This is a genomic window from Vibrio fortis (genome assembly GCF_024347475.1).
Lineage (GTDB): Bacteria > Pseudomonadota > Gammaproteobacteria > Enterobacterales > Vibrionaceae > Vibrio > Vibrio fortis.
The window spans coordinates 676,732-698,019 of record NZ_AP025487.1; the positions used below are offsets into that span (position 1 = coordinate 676,732).

The following is a 21,288-nucleotide window of genomic DNA, read 5'->3' on the forward strand; positions in this document are numbered from 1 at the left end:
ATGTTACAAGTGAAATCAGTCAACCAGTATTACGGTGAAAGCCACACCTTGTGGGATCTTGATATGCATATTCCAGAAGGCAAATGTACGGTGCTCATGGGACGAAACGGCGTCGGAAAAACGACCTTATTGCAGTGCATTATGGGGTTAGTCAAAGTTGAAAGTGGCGACATCTCGCTCTCTGGACAATCGCTGTTGAAGTCCGATGCGGAAGAGCGACCAAGACAAGGCATCGGCTATGTACCGCAAGGGCGTCAGATCTTTCCCATGCTTACTGTCCAAGAAAATTTAGAGGTTGGATTACCCATTCGCGAAAAGGGCGATCGCACCATCCCAGAATTTATCTTTGAATTGTTTCCAGTATTGAAAGAGATGTTGCATCGCCGTGGCGGAGATTTGTCTGGAGGACAACAACAACAGCTCGCCATTGGTAGAGCATTGGTGGTCAATCCTAAATTGCTGATTCTGGATGAGCCAACGGAGGGGATCCAGCCCAATATCGTGCAGGAGATTGGCGACATCATTCGTATGCTCAATGAGCAGATGGGGTTAACGGTATTGTTGGTTGAGCAGAAGTTGCCGTTTGCTCGTAAGGTTGGCGATCGTTTTTGTATTCTCGACCGCGGCCGTCACGTAGCTGAAGGTGACATGGAAGCGCTCGATGAAAAGTTGATAAAGGAGTATCTCACGGTATGAGCGATGTACTTAATGCAATCTTGGAAGACGCGCAGCCACTTGGGATGGCGATAGAAGAGGATGTCAGAGATGGTTGGCAAGCCAAGCTGAATCTTACTTTTGCAAACCGTGGAGACAAAACAGTACTCAAGCACCGATATCAATTGGGGCCGCTTGCGGTGCAACGGCCTTTGTATCCCGATGGTAAAACATGTCATAGCTACCTGCTACACCCGCCAGGTGGTGTTGTAGGAGGTGATACTTTAGATATTGATATCTCGGTAGAAAGTGGCGCACATACCCTGATCACCACACCGGGCGCCACCAAGTTCTATCGCTCTAATGCCAAGTATGCGAAACAGAAACAGATGTTGCACGTCGCTAAAGATGCACGCCTAGAATGGATGCCACAAGAGAATATCTTTTTTCCAGATGCGCACGTTCGTTTGGACACCGAAATCTACCTTGAAAAAGGTGCACAGTTTTGGGGTTGGGAGATGCACTGTTTTGGTCGGCCTGCACAAAATGAGGGATTTGAGCAAGGGCACCTAGTTGGAAAAACCGAAATCTATTTAGATAACAAGAAATTGCTTACCGAAGGGTTTAACTTTCATGGTGGTGATAAGTTAATGATAAATATGGGATTATTAAACTATCCCATGATGGGAACCTTCTATATTGCCGCAGATGAACCACAAGATTTAGAGTTGGTACAGAGCTTGCTCTTATCTATTACACAGCAAGCTTCACTGCAACCTGTTCAGTTTGATTCATCGAGTAAGTGCTCATTAATTATGGGTGCGACGCAAATTGAAGGGTTGATTGTGATCCGAGCTTTAGGTCATTGGAGTGAAGACATACTCCAAGCCTTTGGACAGATATGGCAAGCAACGCGTTCACATCTCGGTGGCTCTACTCCTGATTTACCAAGGATTTGGGCGACGTAGCGACCTGCCCATTTTTGTACCGAGGGTAGACTTCCAGCCCTCGGTACTTTTTTCGCTTGCTGTATGGAACATTGGCTTAGTTCATCAGGAAAATTGAGCTAAGTATCTAGACGAACAGTGGGCAAATAAATGGAATTAACACCAAGAGAAAAAGACAAGCTCCTTATCTTCTGTGCAGGAATGCTCGCGCAGCAGAGAAAAGACAAAGGCTTAAAACTGAATTACCCAGAATCTATTGCGCTGATCAGCAGTGCGATTCTAGAAGGCGCGAGAGAAGGAAAAACCGTCTCCGAGCTCATGGATTTTGGACGCACACTTCTAACCATCGATGATGTGATGGATGGTATCCCATCTATGATCCCCGATGTGCAGGTTGAGGCTACCTTTCCTGATGGCACCAAGTTGGTGACCGTTCACGAACCGATTGTGTAAGGAGAGTCTAATGGCCAGTTCCAATTCCAACTACAGCGGATTTGTTCCCGGAGAAATAGAGACAGCACCCGGCACCATAACCTTGAATGAAGGGCGTGATACCGCCTCAGTTAAGGTCAATAACATCGGTGACCGTCCGGTTCAAATTGGATCTCATTACCACTTCTATGAAGCAAATCCTTCGTTGATCTTTGATCGAGAAGCGACGAAAGGCTTTCGACTCAATATCCCAGCAGGCACCGCAACCCGTTTTGAACCTGGTCAATCTCGCACTGTAGAGTTGGTGAGTTACGCAGGAGCAAGGGAAGTATACGGATTCCAAGGAAAAGTAATGGGTAAGCTCTAACCCCATAGGTCAAAGCGACAAAATAACAAAGGATTGATGATGGCGACGATATCCAAACAGGCATACGCCGAAATGTTTGGCCCAACAGTCGGTGACCGAGTGCGTCTTGCGGACACCGATTTGTGGCTAGAAGTAGAGAAGGATTACACCGTATATGGTGATGAAGTAAAGTTCGGCGGCGGTAAAGTGATCCGTGATGGACAGGGGCAAAGCCAACGCCCAAGTGCCGAAACACCTGACTTGGTGATTACCAACGCGATTGTGTTGGATTATTGGGGCATCGTAAAAGCCGACGTCGCAATCAAAGATGGTCGAGTGCAGGCGTTAGGCAAAGCGGGCAACCCAGACGTGCAACCGGGCGTTGATATTGTGATTGGCCCGGGCACTGAAATCTTAGCCGGTGAAGGTTCGATTCTTACTGCTGGTGGTATTGACTCACACATTCACTTCATCTGCCCGCAACAGATTGAAGAGGCATTGGCGTCAGGTGTGACAACCATGATTGGCGGTGGCACCGGACCAAATACAGGCACCAATGCGACGACATGTACACCGGGTCCATGGAACATGCACCGTATGTTGGAATCGCTTGACCAATTTCCAATGAACTTTGGTTTGCTCGGCAAGGGTAATGCGAGTCAACCTGAAGCATTGCGTGAGCAAGTAGCAGCCGGTGCTGTTGGCTTGAAGTTGCATGAGGATTGGGGAACAACACCTGCTTCAATCGATACTTGCTTGAGTGTCGCCGATGAGATGGACGTACAAGTTGCGATTCACACCGACACGTTGAATGAGTCAGGCTTTGTTGAATCGACACTCGGCGCTATCGGGGATCGCGTGATCCATACCTACCACACTGAGGGTGCTGGCGGCGGTCATGCCCCCGATATTATCCGAGCAGCTGGTGAGCCGAACGTTTTGCCTTCATCAACCAACCCAACCCGACCTTACACCGTCAATACGGTGGATGAGCACTTGGATATGTTGATGGTGTGTCACCATTTGTCACCGTCGATTGCTGAAGATGTCGCGTTCGCAGAGTCGCGTATCCGCCGAGAAACCATTGCCGCAGAAGACATTTTGCATGACTTAGGTGCCTTTTCGATGATCGCTTCGGATTCGCAAGCCATGGGGCGTGTAGGTGAAGTTGTCACTCGAACATGGCAAACCGCGCACAAGATGAAAGTGCAACGTGGCAGCTTAAAAGAAGATTCTGACTACAGCGATAACTTCCGTTTAAGACGTTATGTCGCTAAGTACACCATTAACCCTGCGATCACGCACGGCATGGCTCATGAGATCGGCTCAATTGAAGAAGGCAAGTTAGCAGATTTAGTGCTTTGGAAACCAGCCTTCTTCGGTGTGAAGCCTAGTGTGATTCTGAAAGGCGGCATGATAGCGATGGCACCAATGGGTGACCCGAATGCATCCATTCCAACTCCTCAGCCTGTTCACTACCGCTCTATGTTTGGTAGCTATGGTAAGGCAAGTCAGAACACATCAATGCTGTTTGTTTCTAAGGAAGCCAAGGCACAAAACATCGATAAGCAGTTGGGATTAAAGAGTTTGATTGGCGTAGTGAGCAACTGTCGAAATATCAGCAAGGCTGACATGAAGCTCAACGATTGGATGCCAAAGATCGAAGTCGATTCTCAAACCTATCAGGTACGTGCTGATGGTGAATTGCTTGAGTGTGAACCCGCCAAAGAACTACCAATGGCTCAGCGATACTTTTTGTTTTAGCTGCCAGCTGAAGGCTCTTATTTTAAGTCTTTGGCAGAGGGCTCTTATTTTGAACGTTATAAATCTCACAAGGAGATTGAGGTAATAGCATGATTGAACTTACTCGAATTCAAGCCGAGTTGAACACGGCTCCAGATGGCTTTTTGAGCCTACCGATCGATAGCCGCATCAAAAGCCGTCTTAAAGTGACATTGGATGACGGTCGAGATGCAGGGCTGTTTTTGCCACGCGGTCATATTTTGCGTGGTGGAGAACAACTTACCAGTGAGTGCGGTTTAACCGTTGAAGTGAAAGCGGCACCTGAAACCGTCTCTACCGTGTATTGCGACGATGCGCACCTGCTGACGCGTGTAGCATATCACCTAGGTAACCGACATGTTCCGTTGCAGGTAGAAGCGGGTTGGGTGCGTTATCAACACGACCATGTTTTGGACGAAATGGTTGAAGGGTTAGGTGCTTCTGTGACGACAGAAAAACAACCTTTTGAACCAGAAGGTGGGGCTTATGGTGGTCGCTCTGGCGGTCATCACCATCATCATTAATTGAGTTATTTGTGACTCATCCATTTATAGATACAACAACGATATAAATAACAATAACGCAAGGATTTCGCGATGAACTTTAAATACGCTACAGGCTTAACGACATTAACAATCGCTTCGCTAACAATGCCGACGCTGGCTTTCGCTCACTCAGGGCATGATCACGGCTCTCATTCACTCATCTCTGGTTTAACGCACCCCGTTACTGGTGTCGATCACCTTATTATGTTGGTGGCATTTGGTATGTTGATTGGCGCGCTTTCTTATTCAAACAAGATTAAATCGGCTTTTGTAGGTGGAGGTCTTGTCTCTCTTATGGCCGGTCTATTAGTCGGCCAAGCAATGGGCTTCTCGGTCGTGGTTGAGCCTGCAATCATCGCTTCTCTGTTCGTTGTAAGCCTATGTCTATGGCATGTGTTTTCGCCTTCAACAACCAAGGTCAACAGCGTACTGGCGGTTTCAATCGGTTTCCTATTCTTCCATGGTTACGCCCACGGAGTTGAGGCTGCGTCTGGTCTTGCTCAGTTTGCAGCGGGCATGGGTGTAAGTGCTTTAGGGTTGATGGGCATTGGCTACGTAGCTGGTAAGGCATTGTATTCAAAGTGGGTATCACTGGGTGTGGCTTCGCTAAGTGTGCTGTTTTTAATGGCGGCATAAATTGCCTCTAGGGAGATAAGCATGCAAGCAACAGCGAATGTCGCGAGCTATCGCCTATTTCAATTGATTAGCCCTTCATTGCCAATCGGTGGTTTTACCTACTCACAAGGGCTCGAATATGCTGTGGAAGCGGGGTGGGTGACCAACCGCGATACGATGGAGCAGTGGCTGAATTACATGGCGAACTCAAGTGTCGCCACCCTAGAGCTGCCAATTATTGATCGACTCTATTTGGCACTAGAACAAGGCGAGCTCGATCAGATCGAGTACTGGTGTGATTTCTTGTACGCAAGCCGTGAAACCAGCGAACTGCGCGCGGAGGAGAAACAACGTGGTTTGGCTCTGTTTACTCTGCTCAAGCGATTGGAGATTGATGTTTCTGTAGTGGACTCAATCCAATCGCACCCGAATCAATTGCTAGGGTTCTGTATAGCGGCGAGGCATTGGAAAATCAGTTTAGAGGATTTAAAGCAAGGCTATCTGTGGAGCTGGTTAGAGAATCTAGTCACCGCTGGCGTAAAGTTGGTACCACTTGGACAAACTGATGGTCAGCTTGCACTACTTAATGTCACCGAGCGATTTCCAGCCGTGATCAATCAGGCGCGAAAAATTGAAGAGTGGATGATTGGCAGTTTCACTCCATCGCTCTCGATTGCCAGCTCACTGCATGAAACACAATACACAAGACTATTTCGTTCATAACACAGCGATGTAGTGGGAAGAATATAAGGAATAAGACTATGGAAAGTTATAAGCAACCGCTTCGAATTGGTATTGGCGGGCCGGTAGGCTCTGGTAAAACCGCACTGCTTGAGGTGCTGTGTAAGGCGATTCGCGACAAGCTCAATATCGCGGTCGTGACCAATGACATCTACACTCAAGAAGATGCAAAGATCCTAACTCGAGCTGAAGCTTTAGAACCTGACCGTATTATCGGTGTGGAAACGGGCGGTTGCCCGCACACAGCGATTCGTGAAGATGCGTCAATGAACCTCGCGGCCGTTGAAGAGCTGGCCAAGCTGCACAAAAACCTAGATGTAGTATTCGTTGAGAGTGGTGGCGATAACTTGAGTGCGACGTTCAGTCCTGAGCTTGCTGACCTGACTATCTACGTAATTGATGTAGCGGAAGGGGAGAAGATCCCACGTAAAGGTGGCCCGGGTATTACTCGCTCGGATTTGTTAGTGATTAACAAGATTGATTTGGCACCGTATGTAGGCGCGTCGCTAGAAGTGATGGAGCAAGATACCCAGCGCATGCGTCCAACCAAGCCGTTTGTGTTTACCAATCTTAAAGAGAGCAAAGGGCTAGACACCATCATCGATTTTATTGTGACCGAAGGAATGCTTACGCTCAAAGAGCCAGAGAAGACAAGCTAGTCATTCGCAGCTCTTGATAATCCCCCATAAGCAAAAGCCCTATCAAATCTGATAGGGCTTTCTCATTTAATACGGTTTGGTCGTTTATGCTTTCGCTATTTTCTGAGTGACCTGCGATTCAATCACGCCGTCTTCAACTTGGGTTTTGATCACTTCGCCGACTTTTACATCTTCAACCGAAGACACTGTTTGATGAGACGCTGAATGAGTGATGCTGTAGCCACGTTTTAGCGTCGCTAGTGGACTCACTGTCTCTAGCTTTTCCGCAGCCATAGCTAATTGATGGCGAGTCGTCAGCAAGGTTTTGTCCATCGCATCCAAGAGCTTTTGCTCTGAGCGTTGCAGATGCAGCTTCTGTTCACCCAAGCGTTTAACTGGAGAGTGGAGCTGCAGCTGGTGGTGTTTTCTCTCGACACGTTGCTGATGCTGCTTTAAATATTGCGCCATACCGCGACGCAGACGCATGTCGAGATCATCAAGTTGCTGGCTCTGTTTTTGCAGCTGGTAGCTAGGGTGCTGTCTTTCTAAGCGGTGTTTCAATGCTTGAGTCGATTGCGCTTGTTTGATCAACACATGGCGAATAGCGCTGACTAATCGTGCGCGCTTGGCAGCAAAAGCCTGCTCTTTATGACTGTTATCGCGACTAACAATCTCAGCTGCAGCTGATGGAGTCGGGGCACGCATATCGGCAACGAAATCAGCGATAGTCACATCGACTTCGTGGCCGACGGCGCTGATGATTGGAATCTGGCTTGCAGCAATGGTGCGAGCAACGATCTCATTGTTGAAACACCATAAGTCTTCCAATGAACCGCCGCCACGACCCACAATCAGCACATCACACTCATTGCGTTCGTTAGCTCGGCCAATCGCTTGAGCAATTTGAATCGCCGCCTCTTCGCCTTGAACCATGGTTGGGTAAACCACTACAGGCAAGGAAGGGTCACGGCGTTTAAGTACGTCTAAGATATCGTAGAGTGCGGCGCCAGTTTTGGAGGTGACAACACCAACGCGTTTCGGGTGTTCTGGTAGAGGTTGTTTGTTGGATTGAGCAAACAGACCTTCCGCAGCAAGGTTCATCTTGAGTTTTTCGAACTCTTGTTGAAGTCGACCATCGCCCTCAGGTTGCATGCTCTCAATGATCAGCTGATAGTCACCGCGTGGCTCATAGAGAGATAGTCGTGCCTTAACTAAGACTTGGTTACCGTTCTGAGGCTTAAAAGTGACTCGGCGGTTATTGCCGCGGAACATGGCACATTTCACTTGTGCACGAGAATCTTTCAGCGTGAGATACCAATGGCCAGATACAGGTGCAGAGAAGTTTGAAATTTCGCCAACGAGCCAGACTATTCCCATTTCGTTTTCTAGTAAAAGACGAACCTCTGAATTGAGGCGAGAAACAGTAAAGATGTTTGGATTGGTCATAGAGGCGCTATCTTTAAGAACGGTCTTTCGGACGAATCTCACAGGGCGTGAGTATGGAAGATAGCGGCAATATAATACATATCAAGGGGGTAAATGCAAATTAAAAATACAAAAATGTGTAGCCAAGCGATTTCCCCGTGCGTATAATCCCTCCGCAATATCTAATCCAAAGCACTTCATTATGCGAAACGATGAAGTCGGATTTTTCTTTCTACTCCTCAATTGTGAGATATTGCAAATGCTAAGAATTGCCAAAGAAGCGCTGACATTCGATGACGTACTACTTGTGCCAGCACACTCCACTGTTCTCCCAAACACAGCTGATCTTCGCACTCAGTTGACTAAAAACATTTCACTGAACATCCCTATGATTTCTGCGTCGATGGATACCGTGACGGAAGCTCGTCTAGCTATCGCACTCGCGCAAGAAGGTGGCATTGGCTTTATCCACAAGAATATGTCTATCGAACAACAAGCAGAGATGGTTCGTCAGGTTAAAATTTACGAAGCAGGTGTTGTATCTAAGCCTGTAACAGTAAGCCCTGATGCAACAATCGCTGATGTTGTTGCTCTAACTGAGAAGCACGGTTTTGCTGGTTTCCCAGTAGTAACAGAGACAAACGAACTGGTTGGTATCATTACTGGTCGTGACGTTCGCTTCGTAACAGACTTGTCTAAGAAAGTAGACGTAGTGATGACGCCTAAGTCGCGTCTAGCTTCAGTTAAAGAAGGTGCAACGCGTGAAGAAGTGCAAGAGAAAATGCACGAAGCACGCGTTGAGAAAGTACTGGTTGTGAACGACGAGTTCCAACTAACCGGTATGATCACAGCAAAAGATTTCCACAAAGCAGAACGTAAGCCAAACGCATGTAAAGATGAGCGCGGCAGTCTACGTGTTGGTGCCGCTGTTGGCGCTGGTGCTGGTAACGAAGAGCGTGTTGCTGCTCTTGTTGAAGCTGGCGTAGATGTTCTACTAATCGACTCTTCTCACGGTCACTCTGAAGGTGTCCTAAACCGTATCCGCGAAACTCGCGCTGCTTACCCAGATCTAGATATCATTGGCGGTAACGTAGCAACGGGTGCTGGTGCTCGTGCTCTTATCGAAGCGGGTGTTAGCGCAGTTAAAGTAGGTATCGGCCCTGGTTCTATCTGTACAACTCGTATCGTTACTGGTGTTGGTGTTCCTCAAGTTACTGCAATCGCAGACGCAGCTGAAGTTGCAAACGAATACGGCATTCCAGTAATCGCTGATGGCGGTATCCGTTTCTCTGGTGACATCTGTAAAGCAATCGTAGCTGGCGCATCTTGTGTGATGGTTGGTTCAATGTTTGCGGGTACAGAAGAAGCACCGGGTGAGGTTATCCTTTACAACGGTCGTTCTTACAAGTCTTACCGTGGTATGGGTTCTCTTGGCGCAATGTCTCAAGGTTCTTCAGACCGTTACTTCCAGTCTGACAACGCTGCAGACAAGCTGGTACCAGAGGGTATCGAAGGTCGTATCGCATATAAAGGTCGCCTAAAAGAGATCGTTCACCAACAAATGGGTGGTCTTCGCTCAAGCATGGGCCTAACAGGTTCAGCAACAGTAGAAGATATGCGCACTAAAGCAGAGTTTGTTCGTATCTCTGGTGCAGGCATGAAAGAGTCTCACGTACACGACGTTCAAATTACTAAAGAAGCGCCGAACTACCGTCTAGGTTAATCGCCTCCTTTAACGTTTTCATAGTGTGTCCATTAAGGGCACACTGTTTTATCTAGCTCTGTTTTTTCTATCTATATAGTGATCAAACATTGAGTAAGAGAAAATTGACGAAAACGTTTGCTTTATTTCTTGAAGAGTTAATGAGAGGTGAGTAAACTCGCCTCCGTTTCATCACATAGCCAATAAGACTGCTTACAATGACTAAAAATATTCATGACCAACGTATTCTAATTCTAGATTTCGGCTCTCAATACACGCAGCTAGTTGCGCGTCGTATTCGTGAAATCGGTGTTTACTGTGAACTTTGGAGCTGGGACGTAGAAGAAGCGGATATTCGTGAATTCAACCCAGACGGCATCATCCTTTCTGGTGGCCCTGAAAGTGTAACGGAAGAGAACTCTCCACGTGCACCTCAATATGTATTTGATTCAGGTGTTCCTGTATTCGGTATCTGCTACGGCATGCAAACTATGGCTGAGCAACTTGGCGGTAAGGTAGCAACGTCTACTGAGCGCGAGTTCGGCTACGCAGCAGTACAAGTAACAGGTGAATCTGCACTGTTTGCTGATCTAGAAGCATCTCAAGATGTTTGGATGAGCCACGGTGACAAAGTAGTAGAAATCCCAGCGGACTTCGTTAAAACAGGTGAAACAGACACTTGTCCTTACGCAGCAATGGCGAACGAAGAGAAGAAATACTACGGCGTTCAATTCCACCCAGAAGTAACGCACACTAAGAACGGCATGAAAATGCTAGAAAACTTCGTTCTTAATGTATGTGGTTGTGAAGGCCTTTGGACTTCTGCTTCAATCATTGAAGATGCAGTTGCACGTATTAAAGAACAAGTCGGTGACGATGAGGTTATCCTTGGTCTATCTGGTGGTGTTGATTCATCAGTAGTTGCGATGCTTGCTCACCGTGCAATCGGCGACAAACTAACGTGTGTATTCGTAGATAACGGCCTACTTCGTCTGAACGAAGCTGAGCAAGTTATGGATATGTTCGGCAACAAGTTTGGTTTAAACATCATCCACGTTAACGCTGAAGACCGTTTCCTAGAAGCGCTTAAAGGCGAGAACGACCCTGAAGCTAAGCGTAAGATCATCGGTCACGTATTCGTAGATATCTTCGACGAAGAGTCTAAGAAACTGAAGAATGCTAAGTGGCTAGCTCAGGGTACTATCTACCCAGACGTAATCGAGTCTGCAGCATCTAAAACGGGTAAAGCGCACGTAATCAAGTCTCACCACAACGTTGGTGGCCTTCCAGACGATATGGAAATGGGTCTTGTTGAGCCTCTACGTGAGTTGTTTAAAGATGAAGTACGTAAGATCGGTCTAGAGCTTGGTCTTCCATACAACATGCTTTACCGCCACCCATTCCCAGGTCCAGGTCTAGGTGTTCGTGTTCTTGGCGAAATCAAGAAAGAGTACTGTGATCTACTGCGTCGCGCTGATGCCATCTTCATTGAAGAGCTTCACGCTGCTGACCTATACCACAAAGTATCTCAAGCGTTCACGGTATTCCTACCAGTACGCTCTGTTGGTGTAATGGGCGATGGCCGTAAGTACGATTGGGTTGTGTCTCTACGTGCTGTAGAAACAATCGACTTCATGACTGCTCACTGGGCACACCTACCATACGACTTCCTAGGTAAGGTTTCTAACCGTATTATCAACGAAGTTGACGGCATTTCACGTGTTGTTTACGACATCTCTGGTAAGCCACCAGCAACAATCGAGTGGGAATAATCTCTATCTGTTGATGTAATCGAGACAAATTTGTCTTAGATTCTAGAAGCCTCGAACAATGTTCGGGGCTTTTTGTTTTTTTGGAGCCAATCGCCACAATGACTGAGACAAGATGAAGTTATTTATAAATTACTAGTAAGCGACTCGCACTTCTTTTCGATTTAACCGTTCGGCACTAGAGCCTTTTCATCGTGCCACATACTCTCTTATCGACGTTACTTATAAGAGAACAAACTATGTTAAACGTGAAACCGATAGCGCTCGTTTTGAGTGCTCTTTTCGTTGGCGGAAGTATTTTTGCTGGCGGAAGCTATGCGGCGACCAATAGCCAACCAACCATGAACATCCAACCCGACCCACAAAACCCTACTGGTTATCTTGTGTCGAGAGCAGATCTTGCTGCTGTTGAGCAATCCAAGGCTTCTGATCCTATGTATGCGATTTGGTCCCAAGCACTGCAAACTCGTTCCAATACGATTGTAGAGGCGATTAAGCCTAACCTTTCAACCAATCCTGACAACGTAAAACGCGTTGAGCGTGTGTTCCCGCAAACAGAGTGGGATTTCCTAACGCAAATGGCGGCACCAGAATACACTTACACCCGTTTCCTGCGCGCTATTGGTAAGTTCCCTGCATTCTGTGGAGAGTACACCGATGGTCGCGATTCAGATGCTATCTGTAAGAAATCCATCATCACCGCCTTTGCTCATTTCTCTCAGGAGACGGGCGGACATATCGCGATAGACAACACCTCGGATAATCCATTGGCGCTAGAAGAGTGGCAGCAAGCGCTGGTGCACGTTCGTGAAATGGGTTGGTCTGAAGGGCAAGAGGGTTACACCACAGGCTGTGGACAGAACGATTGGCAGAATGCGCGTTGGCCGTGTGCAGCAGGGCAGGGCTATTTTGGGCGAGGTGCAAAACAGCTTTCTTACCACTTTAATTATGGCGCTTTCTCTGAAGTGATGTTCGATGGTGATGCAACAGTGCTGTTGAATAATCCGGGTTTGGTTGCAGATTCATGGTTAAACTTGGCTTCAGCGATCTGGTTCTTCTTAACGCCTCAAGCGCCTAAGCCAGCGATGCTGCATGTAATTGACCGTACTTGGTCACCATCTCAGCGTGAGTTAGATGCGGGAATCGGCTATGGCTTTGGTACGACTATCAATGTCATAAACGGTGGTATTGAGTGTGGTGAGCAGAATAAGAACAAAGGCCAACCGGTGAACCGTATTCGTTATTGGGAAGGTTTAGCTGAACATTATCAAATCCCAATTGAAGCAGATGAGAAGAATACGTGTTGGCAGCAAACTCCATACGGAAGCCTGAATCTCAACGGCGCGACGGATGTGCTTTATACCAACTGGGATGGCAACTGGAAATACTACGCCGATCGCCCAGAAGGCTTTTCATTTGAGTGTGAGTTAGTTGGCTTTCAAACCGCTTACTCTGCACTAGTACCGGGTGATTACGAGAAGTGTGTGACCAACTTCTACGGCTCTCATGCGAGCTGGCCAGAAGTGCGCGTGGTAGACAAGCTAGACCCAGTGGATCCTGGTACCAATCCGGGTGGCAACGGTTGGGATGCTAACAAGGTTTACAATACTGGCGATCAGGTGATCTTTAACGGCGCGACCTATGAAGCAAAATGGTGGACACAAGGCGATGAGCCAACAGCTGGTGGTCCTTGGAAGTTAATCGCGGGCGAGCCAACATCACCTGTAGAACCAGATCCTACACCTGTCGATCCGCCAGTGACTGAGCCTCCAGTGACGAATCCTCCAGTGACGAATCCTCCAGTCGAGCCACCTGTCACTGAACCACCCGTAGTCAATCCAAGCGAATTTACTACTTGGGAGCCGGGTGTAACTCAAGTGAGCAACGGTGAGAAGGTAATATACCAAGGCAAGTGCTTTGTCGCGAAAAACGGCCCAGGTGTATGGGAGAGCCCAGTCCAATCAAATTGGTTTTGGGATGAGATAAGTTGTCAGTAGATTCAATACTTGCTGAGCTAATTACGTTTCAACAAGCCGGGCATACGCTCGGCTTTTTAGTGGTTAGGAATAGATGCGGGATGCGAGTAAACGAGTAGCGAAAAGCCTGTTTTTGATTGCTCCCAAACTCCGCGTACTCAGAGCTGTAAGACCTTTTCGTATCTCGTATCTCGAATCTCGTTACTCGTATCAATGATCAGATGCGGGATGCGAGTAAGCGAGTGACGAAGAGCTTGTTGTTGATTGCTCCCAAGCTCTGCGTATTCAAGAGTATAAGAGCTTTTCGTATCTCGAATCTCGTTACTCGAATCAATGAACAGATACGGGATACGAGTAAGCGAGATGCGAAAAGCACACTCTCTATTGCTCTTCGCATCTCGAATCCCGTTTACTCGAATCCTAAACACGCTCTTCGCATCTCGAGTCCCGTTTACTCGAATCTAAACACGCTCTTCGCATCCCGAACCTCGCTCACTCGCATCTCAAAAACAATACAAAACATGAATACCAAATCCCTAATATGAAACTAATATTCCATGAGATCATTTACTCAACCTTAGTTTTCGATAACTGGATTACCTCAAATGCGGTTTATAGATTAAAATTTTCTTACAATTTTTATTGGTTTTGTTTAACCCCTATTTGATAAAGGTAAATTCGCAATGTCGACCAAACTAGCTAACCCAGCGCCACTTGGCTTAATGGGTTTCGGTATGACCACAATTCTTCTTAATATCCACAACGCAGGCTTCTTCCCGATTGATTCGATGATCCTAGCGATGGGTATTTTCTACGGTGGTTTGAGCCAAGTGATTGTCGGCACAATGTGCTTTAAACGTGGCGACACGTTCGGTACAACAGCGTTTACTTCTTATGGTCTATTCTGGCTGACACTGGTTGGTCTGATCGTAATGCCTTACATGGGTCTACCTGCAAGCCCAGCAAGTTTCATGGGTTGGTACCTACTGCTATGGGGCGTATTCACAGGCTTCATGTTCATCGGCTCTCTATGCTACCCAGTAGCGAAGCAAGTGGTATTCGGTTCTCTAACGATTCTATTCTTCCTGCTAGCAGCACGTGATTTCACTGGTAGCGAGCTAATCGGCACTATCGCTGGTTTTGAAGGTATCTTCTGTGGTGCTTCTGCAATCTACTTTGCAATGGCTCAAGTGATCAACAACGAATACGGTCGCACAGTACTGCCAATCGGTGAGAAGAAAGCACCGCAAGTTGCAGCGCAAGAGATCGCAGCTTAAGACCGTTGTTTGGGAACAGCTCTTAAGAGACAGGAAAACAAAACGGGTTAGCCGAAATGGCTAACCCGTTTTTTATTATCTCTGAATAGGCCTTATAGGATCTATTCAGTTTATGAGGTTACTTACGCAGATGGCTGCTCAACTGGATTGCTGTCCGCTGATTCAGCTTCAGGTGATTTACCTGTTTTACGCTTGTATTTACCTTCCCAGTAATCTGCCCCTTTAATGCCAAGCTTAACTGGGTTGAATGTGTACTCAGTTACGCCTTTCTTCTGTTGCTCTTCGTAGTCTTTCAGCGCTTTCAGAGCTGGTTTAGACATGAAGAAGATAATCAGAATGCCGACGATGTTTAGCCAAGCCATCAGACCTACGCCCACATCACCCATTGCCCATGCAAGGTTGGCGGTTTTCACTGTACCGTAGAATACTGCAGTGATAAGAACCGCTTTCAGAGCAAACATCATACCTGGAATCTTAACTGTGCGACGTAGGTACGCGATGTTCGTTTCTGCAATGTAGTAGTAAGCAAGAATAGTTGTGAACGCGAAGAAGAACAGAGCGAACGCAATGAATGGCTTACCAACACCTGGTAGAGCACTTTCGATTGCAAGCTGTGTAAATACAGGGCCGTTCGCACCGATATCTGCAGCTAGGTTCTGTACTAGGAATGCGCCTTCAGCACCACCGTGTACGTTGTATGCACCAGTGATAAGAATCATGAACGCTGTTGCTGAACATACTAGTAGCGTATCGATGTAGATAGAGAAAGATTGAACCAGGCCTTGCTGTGCTGGGTGATCAACACTTGCAGCCGCTGCAGCGTGAGGACCAGTACCTTGACCTGCTTCGTTAGAGTAAACACCACGTTTTACACCCCAACCGATAGCAGCACCAACACCCGCCATAGGCGTAAATGCGTCACCAACAATCATACCGAAGATGCGTGGTACTTCACCGATGTTTAGAAGAATGATAACGAAAGCAATCACGATGTAAGCTAGCGCCATGAAAGGAACCACGATTTGCGTGAAGTTCGCAATACGCTTAACACCACCGAAGATGATGAACGCTAAGATGATCGCAATAACAGTACCAGTGAAAACTTTAGCAAAACTGAACGTACCGATAGCTGTTTCGATCATGTCGCCTGTGCCAAACGCTGCTTCTACTGCATTACCAATGCTGTTTGACTGAACGCCTGGTAGTAGCACGCCACAAGCAAAGATTGTCGCGATAGCAAAGATCCACGCGTACCATTTCTGACCCATCGCTTTTTCGATGTAGTAAGCTGGACCACCACGGAACTCGCCTTCATCTTCTTCTTTATAGATTTGAGCCAGTGTCGATTCTGCAAACGCAGTTGCCGCACCAAAGAAGGCAACAACCCACATCCAGAATACAGCACCAGGACCACCGAAACCGATTGCGGCAGCAACACCAGCAATATTACCTGTACCTACGCGCCCAGAAAGCGAAACGGCAAGTGCTTGAAAAGATGAGATACCTTTACTTGAGCTTTTGCCAGATAACAACAAACGCCACATTTCAAAGAAGTGACGAACTTGAACAAATCGGGTCATTATGGAGTAGAACAAACCTGCGCCTAGACACAAGTAAATCAGTACCGGACTCCAGATTATTCCATTCAAAAAATCAACGAATGACTGCATGAGTATTTTTCCCTGTTAGTTGTACTTATGATTGTTTTTCGTACAACACAATACTTCACATGTAATGCTCTTGTTAAATTATTTATCTATCTAAGCTTAATAGTGTGATATATCGCATGTTCTGGAGAGCTTTTGTTAACGATAAGTTCTATTTTTCCGTTTGCCATTCGACATAGAAATGCAATTTAATGCATTTTTCTAGTTAGCTCTCTCTCGGAGGAATAGAATTTGATGATGTGATTAGGTTTGGAATTAAATTTCAACTTTCTGACAGGTTGCTGATATGTGCATCAAGTTGGCGTTGTGTTGTCGTTTTAATACGTAATCTTATCGGTGGTTATTCTATTAATGTGATCTATAAATCACATTTAGATTGCTGTGTTTGAGTTTTGGTGTGATCAAAATCACAATGGGTGGGTGTGGTATGAATCTCAGATAATTGCAGGATATTTTGCCTAAGTTTGCAGATTTTACCAGAGTCATTGATTGTTACAGATGTGTTTCAGGTTTTATATGTTCTCCCCAAGTTCAAAAATCAAAGTTCAGAGTTTCGGTCGTATTCTTGCGAATATGGTTATGCCTAGTATTGGTGCCTTCATTGCTTGGGGGTTAATTTCAGCACTGTTTATTCCTACCGGTTGGTGGCCGAATGAGGCGCTAGCTTCTATGGTCAACCCGATGATCATGTTCTTAATTCCGCTATTGATTGGTTACACGGGCGGTAAGATGACTGGGGGAGAGCGCGGCGCGATTGTGGGTGCTATCGCAACCATGGGCTTGATTGTGGGGACAGATGTGCCAATGCTAATGGGTGCAATGATCATTGGCCCTGCTGGTGGTGCTGTGATTGCCCGTTTCGACCAAGCCATTGAAGGAAAAGTTCGCAGCGGTTTTGAGATGCTAGTGAACAACTTCTCTGCCGGTATCATCGGGATGATGTGTGCCATCATCGCTTTCCTCATTGTTGGACCGGCGGTCAAAGTGGTATCGACAATGTTGGCTGCTGGTGTACAAGCGATGGTGGATACTGGCTCGTTGGCTTTGGTGTCGATTTTAGTGGAGCCAGCGAAAATCCTATTCCTCAACAATGCGATAAATCATGGTGTGTTCTCACCAATTGGAATCCATCAAGTTGAACAGTTTGGCCAATCATTGGTGTTTCTTATTGAATCTAACCCGGGTCCAGGTTTAGGCGTGTTGCTGGCGTATATGGTGTTTGGCAAAGGGGGCACGAAGCAGACCGCGGGTGGCGCATCTATCATTCACTTCTTTGGCGGCATTCAAGAGATCTACTTTCCATATGTATTAATGAAGCCTCGTCTGATCTTAGCGTTGATCGCAGGAGGCATGGCGGGTGTTTCCACTCTGGTGTTGTTTGACGCTGGCTTAGTATCTGCAGCCTCACCGGGCTCAATTTTTGCGATTTTAGTCATGGCTCCTAAGTCTTCAATGCTAGGGGTAGCACTGTCGATCCTTATCTCGACCGTAGTGTCGTTCTTATGTTCTTCATTCATTCTGAAAACAGATCAAAAAGATGAAGTGGAGCAAGAAGAAGGCTATCTGACTGGCCGACCTCGTTTTTCGAATCGAACATCAAACTCATGATCGTAACTCAGCAAGACTTTTATAACGACAGGCCAAGATCACCTTGGGCTTTGAGGTTAATATGAGAAACACTCGTGCAGAAAGCGTGATGCTTTCAAAGGCCATTGAGCCTGTTGACCTACCCAACGAAGCAGAGCTGTTGGAAGTAATTTCTACTGCTGAAGATGCCAGTGCCGTGTTCTTAGCGGCGTATCATGCATTGGACGATACCATTGGTGTACTCATGCAAAGTATCTTCTATAAAGATGACTATGCAGTGAAATACGTGGTTGATCCTCTACTTAAGAATCAAGGCCCGCTAGGGGATGTGATGATTCGAAGTAAACTCCTTTACGGTCTAGGTGTTATCAACCGAGAAATCTATGAAGATATAGAACGTTTTGTCACACTCAAAGAGTGGGCGGATACGCCACAAAGCAGCATTTACTTTACTGATCCTGACGTGATTGAAGAACTGCAGCGAGTCCATGTTGTACAAAGCGTCATGCCTATAGACTATGATCAACAAGCCGCCAACAGCTTACCGCAAGAGATGCTTACGATGTTTATTGAGCGTCATAACCAAAAGGTGCAGTCGAGTATCGTGTTAGCCATTGCCGAACTTGTCAGACAGATCTGTCACAGCGATACGTCGTTCCTGCCTTCTTAAACCTTCCTGTGATTTAGCTAGTGGGGAATAACGCGAATAGACCACCAAAATTAACAAATATTGTTACTAAACATTAGTCATATCATGTTCGTGAAGTGAATCGTAATTCGTTTTCAAATTGATTGAGTAAGCTCTGCCATAAATAAAAAATATCTAGCGTTTTTATATGTTTATGGAGGATTTATGAAAACACTAGGCGGCGTTGTTTTAGGTAGTCTATTACTAGTAGGTTGTGGCGGCGGAGGTGGCGGTAGCAGTAGTAGCGGAGGTTCTGGCACTGGCAATTTGAGTGGTCTTCCCGACCCAGGAGGGGTATCAAGCGCAAATTACGACCCTCGACAGTTACGCGCTCAAGTCAACTTTTCCAATAGTACGGTCACTGGTTCAAGTATTGTTTTTGTTCTTCACTATGAAAAAGATGCAACGCGTTTGATGTCGGTAGATGCGCTCGATGAAATCGAGGTATTAGTCGATGGTGCACCGGTTGCTTTAACCAATATGTACGGTTTTCTCTACTCATATGATATGCCGGCGCATGCTTCAAGTTATGAGGTGAGTTGGAAACGCGATGGCGATGTGGTTGCATCCACCAGTTTTGATGGCGAACCGTCTCAAATCCCACTGACCACCAACTATGATGGCAGTGGCGTACAATACACATGGGTAGAAGAAGCAAACACAACTTATCGTTTTGTTATCCCGGGTCTAACCTGTGTGGACCGCTTTGGAAACAACGAACATTTCTCACATTGGGAAAATGATGACCTCTCTAAGAACGTTGTAACAGGCGGGAGTTATTATGTTCCTCTTAGCCTCTTTAATAACTTCACAGAAGATCAGTTAAGAGCGACGTATCAAACCTGCTTCGTCAGTTTAGATGTAACAGGTGAGCACCATGACATTAATATTCAAGACTCTGGTTACCAAATGAAAGGTATTGCCACGGGCTACGGTGTGGAGCTGTATACCATTTTCTAAGCTACTTGCATTGAGGTTGTGAGTTTTTCACCAGTCTACTTTCTTGGTTTACGGGGAAGAACGTTTCTTCCCCTTCATTTTCTTTTTCAAACTAATCATCGGCAACAATATACCCACACTCTTTAAGGCGCTTGGCGAAGGTGGTTTGAGTATTTGGCTCACCATGAATTAAATGAATGGATTTTGGTGGCGTTGCTATTCCATCGATAAAACGTACTAAGTCACTTTGTCCTGCATGGGCTGAATAGCCTGACATAGTATGGATTTGTGCATTCACAGATACATGAGCTTGGCCAATCTCAACAGACATCTCTCCCTGTTGTAGTGCACGACCGAGCGTACCGTGAGCTTGATAGCCAGCGAGTATCACATCGGTTCGCTTGTCGGGAAGCAAAGCTGATAAATAATTCATAATACGTCCTCCCTGACACATGCCGGATGCAGCGATTACAATAGCAGGCTCTGCGGTCGATTTTAGCCGATTCACTAACTTCTTATGCGCCCGATGGTCATCAACTGTAATACATTGTTCAAATGCCAATGGATTTCGGTGCGCTTCGAGTCTTTGTTTGGCTTCTTCTCCCCACAACTCTTTGAACTGACGGTATGAACGTGTGATTTTGTGCGCCATTGGTGAATCGAGAATGATGGGTAGTTTACTGCTGAGTCGCCGCTCAGCAATTAAGTTCTCGATATCAAACAGCAGCTCTTGAGTTCTTCCTACGCTAAAGGCAGGAACGAGAATTGCTCCACCATCTTCCAGGGAATGATCGATAATGCGGTTTAGCGTGTCTGCACGCGCGGCAATATTAGAATGATTGCTTGCGCCGTAGGTTGATTCAATAAACAGATAATCAGCTTGCTCGGGTGACACTGGATCAGGAAGTAGGGGAGTATTACTCGGGCCGAGGTCTCCAGAAAATACCACGACCTCCTCATTAGGTAATTTTACCTCAATATAAGCCGAGCCAAGTATGTGTCCCGCAGGCTGAAAACGGGCATAAAGAGTATTTGGCCTATTACGATCTTTTTGCTTTTGGGCGTGAGGTGTTGGCGGAATAGGGAACCACTGGTTATAGGCTCGTGGTTGTATTAAAGAGTGGATTCTCTTAAGGATCTGTTTACGCTGCTGGTGGCTGAACCCTTGCAGTTTCAAACCATCCTCAATCATCAGCGGTGCAATGGCGGCCGTCGCTTTAGTGCAGATGATTGGCTGATTAAATCCAGTCGCCAATAGCCATGGAATACGTCCAATATGATCAATATGACTATGGGTAAGCAATAAAGCACTGAGTTGCTGGGTATCAAACTCAACCTCTAATGGGCGTGCGTCTTCTCCTTGAAACAGCCCACAATCAATCAGTACCGATTGCCCATCTACTCTAAGTTCATGGCAAGAGCCCGTAACTGTCTTTTTACCACCGTGATGAATAACCTGCATTCGTCTCTCCCATTAACGCCAGTACGTGATTGTGCGAATCAGAGCAGCTAAAGAAAACATTAGCAGTAAGAGTTGCGAGGCCGCGAGCGATAAAAT

The 21,288-nt window shown here is 46.5% G+C and carries 18 protein-coding genes and 1 pseudogene; 16 read left to right on the plus strand and 3 right to left on the minus strand.

Going from position 1 to position 21,288, the window contains the following annotated elements:
• From urtE to ureG, 9 genes are all read left to right on the plus strand, one after another.
• Entirely contained in the window at positions 1 to 696 is a 696-nt protein-coding gene (gene urtE, locus OCV50_RS03005) for an urea ABC transporter ATP-binding subunit UrtE (RefSeq protein WP_261903666.1), read from the plus strand.
• Positions 693 to 1,622: an urease accessory protein UreD gene (locus tag OCV50_RS03010; protein WP_261903667.1), complete on the plus strand. Its 930-nt coding sequence runs from the start codon at positions 693 to 695 to the stop codon at positions 1,620 to 1,622. Before urtE ends, OCV50_RS03010 begins: the two co-directional genes overlap by 4 nt.
• Before the next feature lie 129 nt (positions 1,623 to 1,751).
• On the plus strand, positions 1,752 to 2,054 hold the full coding sequence (gene ureA / locus OCV50_RS03015; protein ID WP_261903668.1) for an urease subunit gamma: 303 nt from the start codon (positions 1,752 to 1,754) through the stop codon (positions 2,052 to 2,054).
• A 10-nt stretch (positions 2,055 to 2,064) separates the two neighbouring features.
• Positions 2,065 to 2,400 (plus strand): urease subunit beta, encoded by a 336-nt coding sequence (locus OCV50_RS03020; protein WP_261903669.1) that lies wholly within the window; start codon positions 2,065 to 2,067, stop codon positions 2,398 to 2,400.
• Positions 2,401 to 2,439: 39 nt separating this feature from the next.
• Positions 2,440 to 4,143 carry an urease subunit alpha gene (gene ureC, locus OCV50_RS03025; protein WP_261903670.1) on the plus strand — a complete coding sequence of 568 codons (1,704 nt, stop codon included), beginning with the start codon at positions 2,440 to 2,442 and terminating at the stop codon, positions 4,141 to 4,143.
• 89 nt (positions 4,144 to 4,232) lie between these two features.
• Entirely contained in the window at positions 4,233 to 4,685 is a 453-nt protein-coding gene (gene ureE / locus OCV50_RS03030) for an urease accessory protein UreE (RefSeq protein ID WP_261903671.1), read from the plus strand.
• 72 nt (positions 4,686 to 4,757) lie between these two features.
• On the plus strand, positions 4,758 to 5,342 hold the full coding sequence (locus tag OCV50_RS03035) for a HupE/UreJ family protein (protein WP_261903672.1): 585 nt from the start codon (positions 4,758 to 4,760) through the stop codon (positions 5,340 to 5,342).
• Between the two features lie 21 nt (positions 5,343 to 5,363).
• Positions 5,364 to 6,044 carry an urease accessory protein UreF gene (locus OCV50_RS03040; protein ID WP_261903673.1) on the plus strand — a complete coding sequence of 227 codons (681 nt, stop codon included), beginning with the start codon at positions 5,364 to 5,366 and terminating at the stop codon, positions 6,042 to 6,044.
• A gap of 38 nt (positions 6,045 to 6,082) precedes the next feature.
• Positions 6,083 to 6,721 (plus strand): urease accessory protein UreG, encoded by a 639-nt coding sequence (ureG, locus tag OCV50_RS03045; RefSeq protein ID WP_008222792.1) that lies wholly within the window; start codon positions 6,083 to 6,085, stop codon positions 6,719 to 6,721.
• An 84-nt stretch (positions 6,722 to 6,805) separates the two neighbouring features.
• On the opposite strand, the gene xseA is transcribed toward ureG, so the two are convergent.
• Positions 6,806 to 8,146, minus strand: coding sequence for an exodeoxyribonuclease VII large subunit (gene xseA / locus OCV50_RS03050; RefSeq protein ID WP_261903674.1), 1,341 nt, complete (start codon positions 8,144 to 8,146; stop codon positions 6,806 to 6,808).
• Between the two features lie 238 nt (positions 8,147 to 8,384).
• Between xseA and guaB the strand changes: the two genes are divergently transcribed.
• The 4 genes from guaB to OCV50_RS03070 all read left to right on the plus strand — a co-directional run bounded on the left by guaB (position 8,385) and on the right by OCV50_RS03070 (position 14,849).
• The gene (gene guaB, locus OCV50_RS03055; RefSeq protein ID WP_239842357.1) at positions 8,385 to 9,848 is read left to right on the plus strand and encodes an IMP dehydrogenase; all 1,464 of its coding nucleotides are present in this window, start codon (positions 8,385 to 8,387) and stop codon (positions 9,846 to 9,848) included.
• Between the two features lie 197 nt (positions 9,849 to 10,045).
• Positions 10,046 to 11,599, plus strand: coding sequence for a glutamine-hydrolyzing GMP synthase (guaA, locus tag OCV50_RS03060; protein ID WP_032551338.1), 1,554 nt, complete (start codon positions 10,046 to 10,048; stop codon positions 11,597 to 11,599).
• A gap of 236 nt (positions 11,600 to 11,835) precedes the next feature.
• Positions 11,836 to 13,593 (plus strand): chitinase, encoded by a 1,758-nt coding sequence (locus OCV50_RS03065; RefSeq protein WP_261903675.1) that lies wholly within the window; start codon positions 11,836 to 11,838, stop codon positions 13,591 to 13,593.
• A 662-nt stretch (positions 13,594 to 14,255) separates the two neighbouring features.
• Positions 14,256 to 14,849: an acetate uptake transporter gene (locus OCV50_RS03070; protein ID WP_239842360.1), complete on the plus strand. Its 594-nt coding sequence runs from the start codon at positions 14,256 to 14,258 to the stop codon at positions 14,847 to 14,849.
• A 122-nt stretch (positions 14,850 to 14,971) separates the two neighbouring features.
• On the opposite strand, the gene OCV50_RS03075 is transcribed toward OCV50_RS03070, so the two are convergent.
• A complete protein-coding gene (locus OCV50_RS03075) occupies positions 14,972 to 16,519 on the minus strand; it encodes an alanine/glycine:cation symporter family protein (RefSeq protein WP_261903676.1) in 1,548 nt (515 codons plus the stop codon).
• A gap of 513 nt (positions 16,520 to 17,032) precedes the next feature.
• On the opposite strand from OCV50_RS03075, the pseudogene mtlA reads away from it, so the two are divergent.
• The 3 genes and pseudogenes from mtlA to OCV50_RS03090 all read left to right on the plus strand — a co-directional run.
• A pseudogene (gene mtlA, locus OCV50_RS03080) lies at positions 17,033 to 18,067 on the plus strand (mannitol-specific PTS transporter subunit IIC); the annotation flags it as partial.
• A gap of 118 nt (positions 18,068 to 18,185) precedes the next feature.
• Positions 18,186 to 18,773: an MltR family transcriptional regulator gene (locus OCV50_RS03085; protein WP_239842362.1), complete on the plus strand. Its 588-nt coding sequence runs from the start codon at positions 18,186 to 18,188 to the stop codon at positions 18,771 to 18,773.
• Between the two features lie 183 nt (positions 18,774 to 18,956).
• The gene (locus OCV50_RS03090) at positions 18,957 to 19,751 is read left to right on the plus strand and encodes a hypothetical protein (RefSeq protein WP_261903677.1); all 795 of its coding nucleotides are present in this window, start codon (positions 18,957 to 18,959) and stop codon (positions 19,749 to 19,751) included.
• A gap of 91 nt (positions 19,752 to 19,842) precedes the next feature.
• Here OCV50_RS03090 and OCV50_RS03095 read toward each other — a convergent pair whose 3' ends face one another.
• Positions 19,843 to 21,192: an MBL fold metallo-hydrolase gene (locus OCV50_RS03095; RefSeq protein WP_261903678.1), complete on the minus strand. Its 1,350-nt coding sequence runs from the start codon at positions 21,190 to 21,192 to the stop codon at positions 19,843 to 19,845.
• Between the last annotated feature and the right edge of the window lie 96 nt (positions 21,193 to 21,288).

What these genes read in the sequence shown, in the direction of transcription:
- urtE (WP_261903666.1), top strand. Translation starts at nt 1, where the DNA reads ATGTTACAAGTGAAATCAGTCAACCAGTATTACGGTGAAAGCCACACC.
- OCV50_RS03010 (WP_261903667.1), top strand. Translation starts at nt 693, where the DNA reads ATGAGCGATGTACTTAATGCAATCTTGGAAGACGCGCAGCCACTTGGG.
- ureA (WP_261903668.1), top strand. Translation starts at nt 1,752, where the DNA reads ATGGAATTAACACCAAGAGAAAAAGACAAGCTCCTTATCTTCTGTGCA.
- OCV50_RS03020 (WP_261903669.1), top strand. Translation starts at nt 2,065, where the DNA reads ATGGCCAGTTCCAATTCCAACTACAGCGGATTTGTTCCCGGAGAAATA.
- ureC (WP_261903670.1), top strand. Translation starts at nt 2,440, where the DNA reads ATGGCGACGATATCCAAACAGGCATACGCCGAAATGTTTGGCCCAACA.
- ureE (WP_261903671.1), top strand. Translation starts at nt 4,233, where the DNA reads ATGATTGAACTTACTCGAATTCAAGCCGAGTTGAACACGGCTCCAGAT.
- OCV50_RS03035 (WP_261903672.1), top strand. Translation starts at nt 4,758, where the DNA reads ATGAACTTTAAATACGCTACAGGCTTAACGACATTAACAATCGCTTCG.
- OCV50_RS03040 (WP_261903673.1), top strand. Translation starts at nt 5,364, where the DNA reads ATGCAAGCAACAGCGAATGTCGCGAGCTATCGCCTATTTCAATTGATT.
- ureG (WP_008222792.1), top strand. Translation starts at nt 6,083, where the DNA reads ATGGAAAGTTATAAGCAACCGCTTCGAATTGGTATTGGCGGGCCGGTA.
- xseA (WP_261903674.1), bottom strand. Translation starts at nt 8,146, where the DNA reads ATGACCAATCCAAACATCTTTACTGTTTCTCGCCTCAATTCAGAGGTT.
- guaB (WP_239842357.1), top strand. Translation starts at nt 8,385, where the DNA reads ATGCTAAGAATTGCCAAAGAAGCGCTGACATTCGATGACGTACTACTT.
- guaA (WP_032551338.1), top strand. Translation starts at nt 10,046, where the DNA reads ATGACTAAAAATATTCATGACCAACGTATTCTAATTCTAGATTTCGGC.
- OCV50_RS03065 (WP_261903675.1), top strand. Translation starts at nt 11,836, where the DNA reads ATGTTAAACGTGAAACCGATAGCGCTCGTTTTGAGTGCTCTTTTCGTT.
- OCV50_RS03070 (WP_239842360.1), top strand. Translation starts at nt 14,256, where the DNA reads ATGTCGACCAAACTAGCTAACCCAGCGCCACTTGGCTTAATGGGTTTC.
- OCV50_RS03075 (WP_261903676.1), bottom strand. Translation starts at nt 16,519, where the DNA reads ATGCAGTCATTCGTTGATTTTTTGAATGGAATAATCTGGAGTCCGGTA.
- OCV50_RS03085 (WP_239842362.1), top strand. Translation starts at nt 18,186, where the DNA reads ATGAGAAACACTCGTGCAGAAAGCGTGATGCTTTCAAAGGCCATTGAG.
- OCV50_RS03090 (WP_261903677.1), top strand. Translation starts at nt 18,957, where the DNA reads ATGAAAACACTAGGCGGCGTTGTTTTAGGTAGTCTATTACTAGTAGGT.
- OCV50_RS03095 (WP_261903678.1), bottom strand. Translation starts at nt 21,192, where the DNA reads ATGCAGGTTATTCATCACGGTGGTAAAAAGACAGTTACGGGCTCTTGC.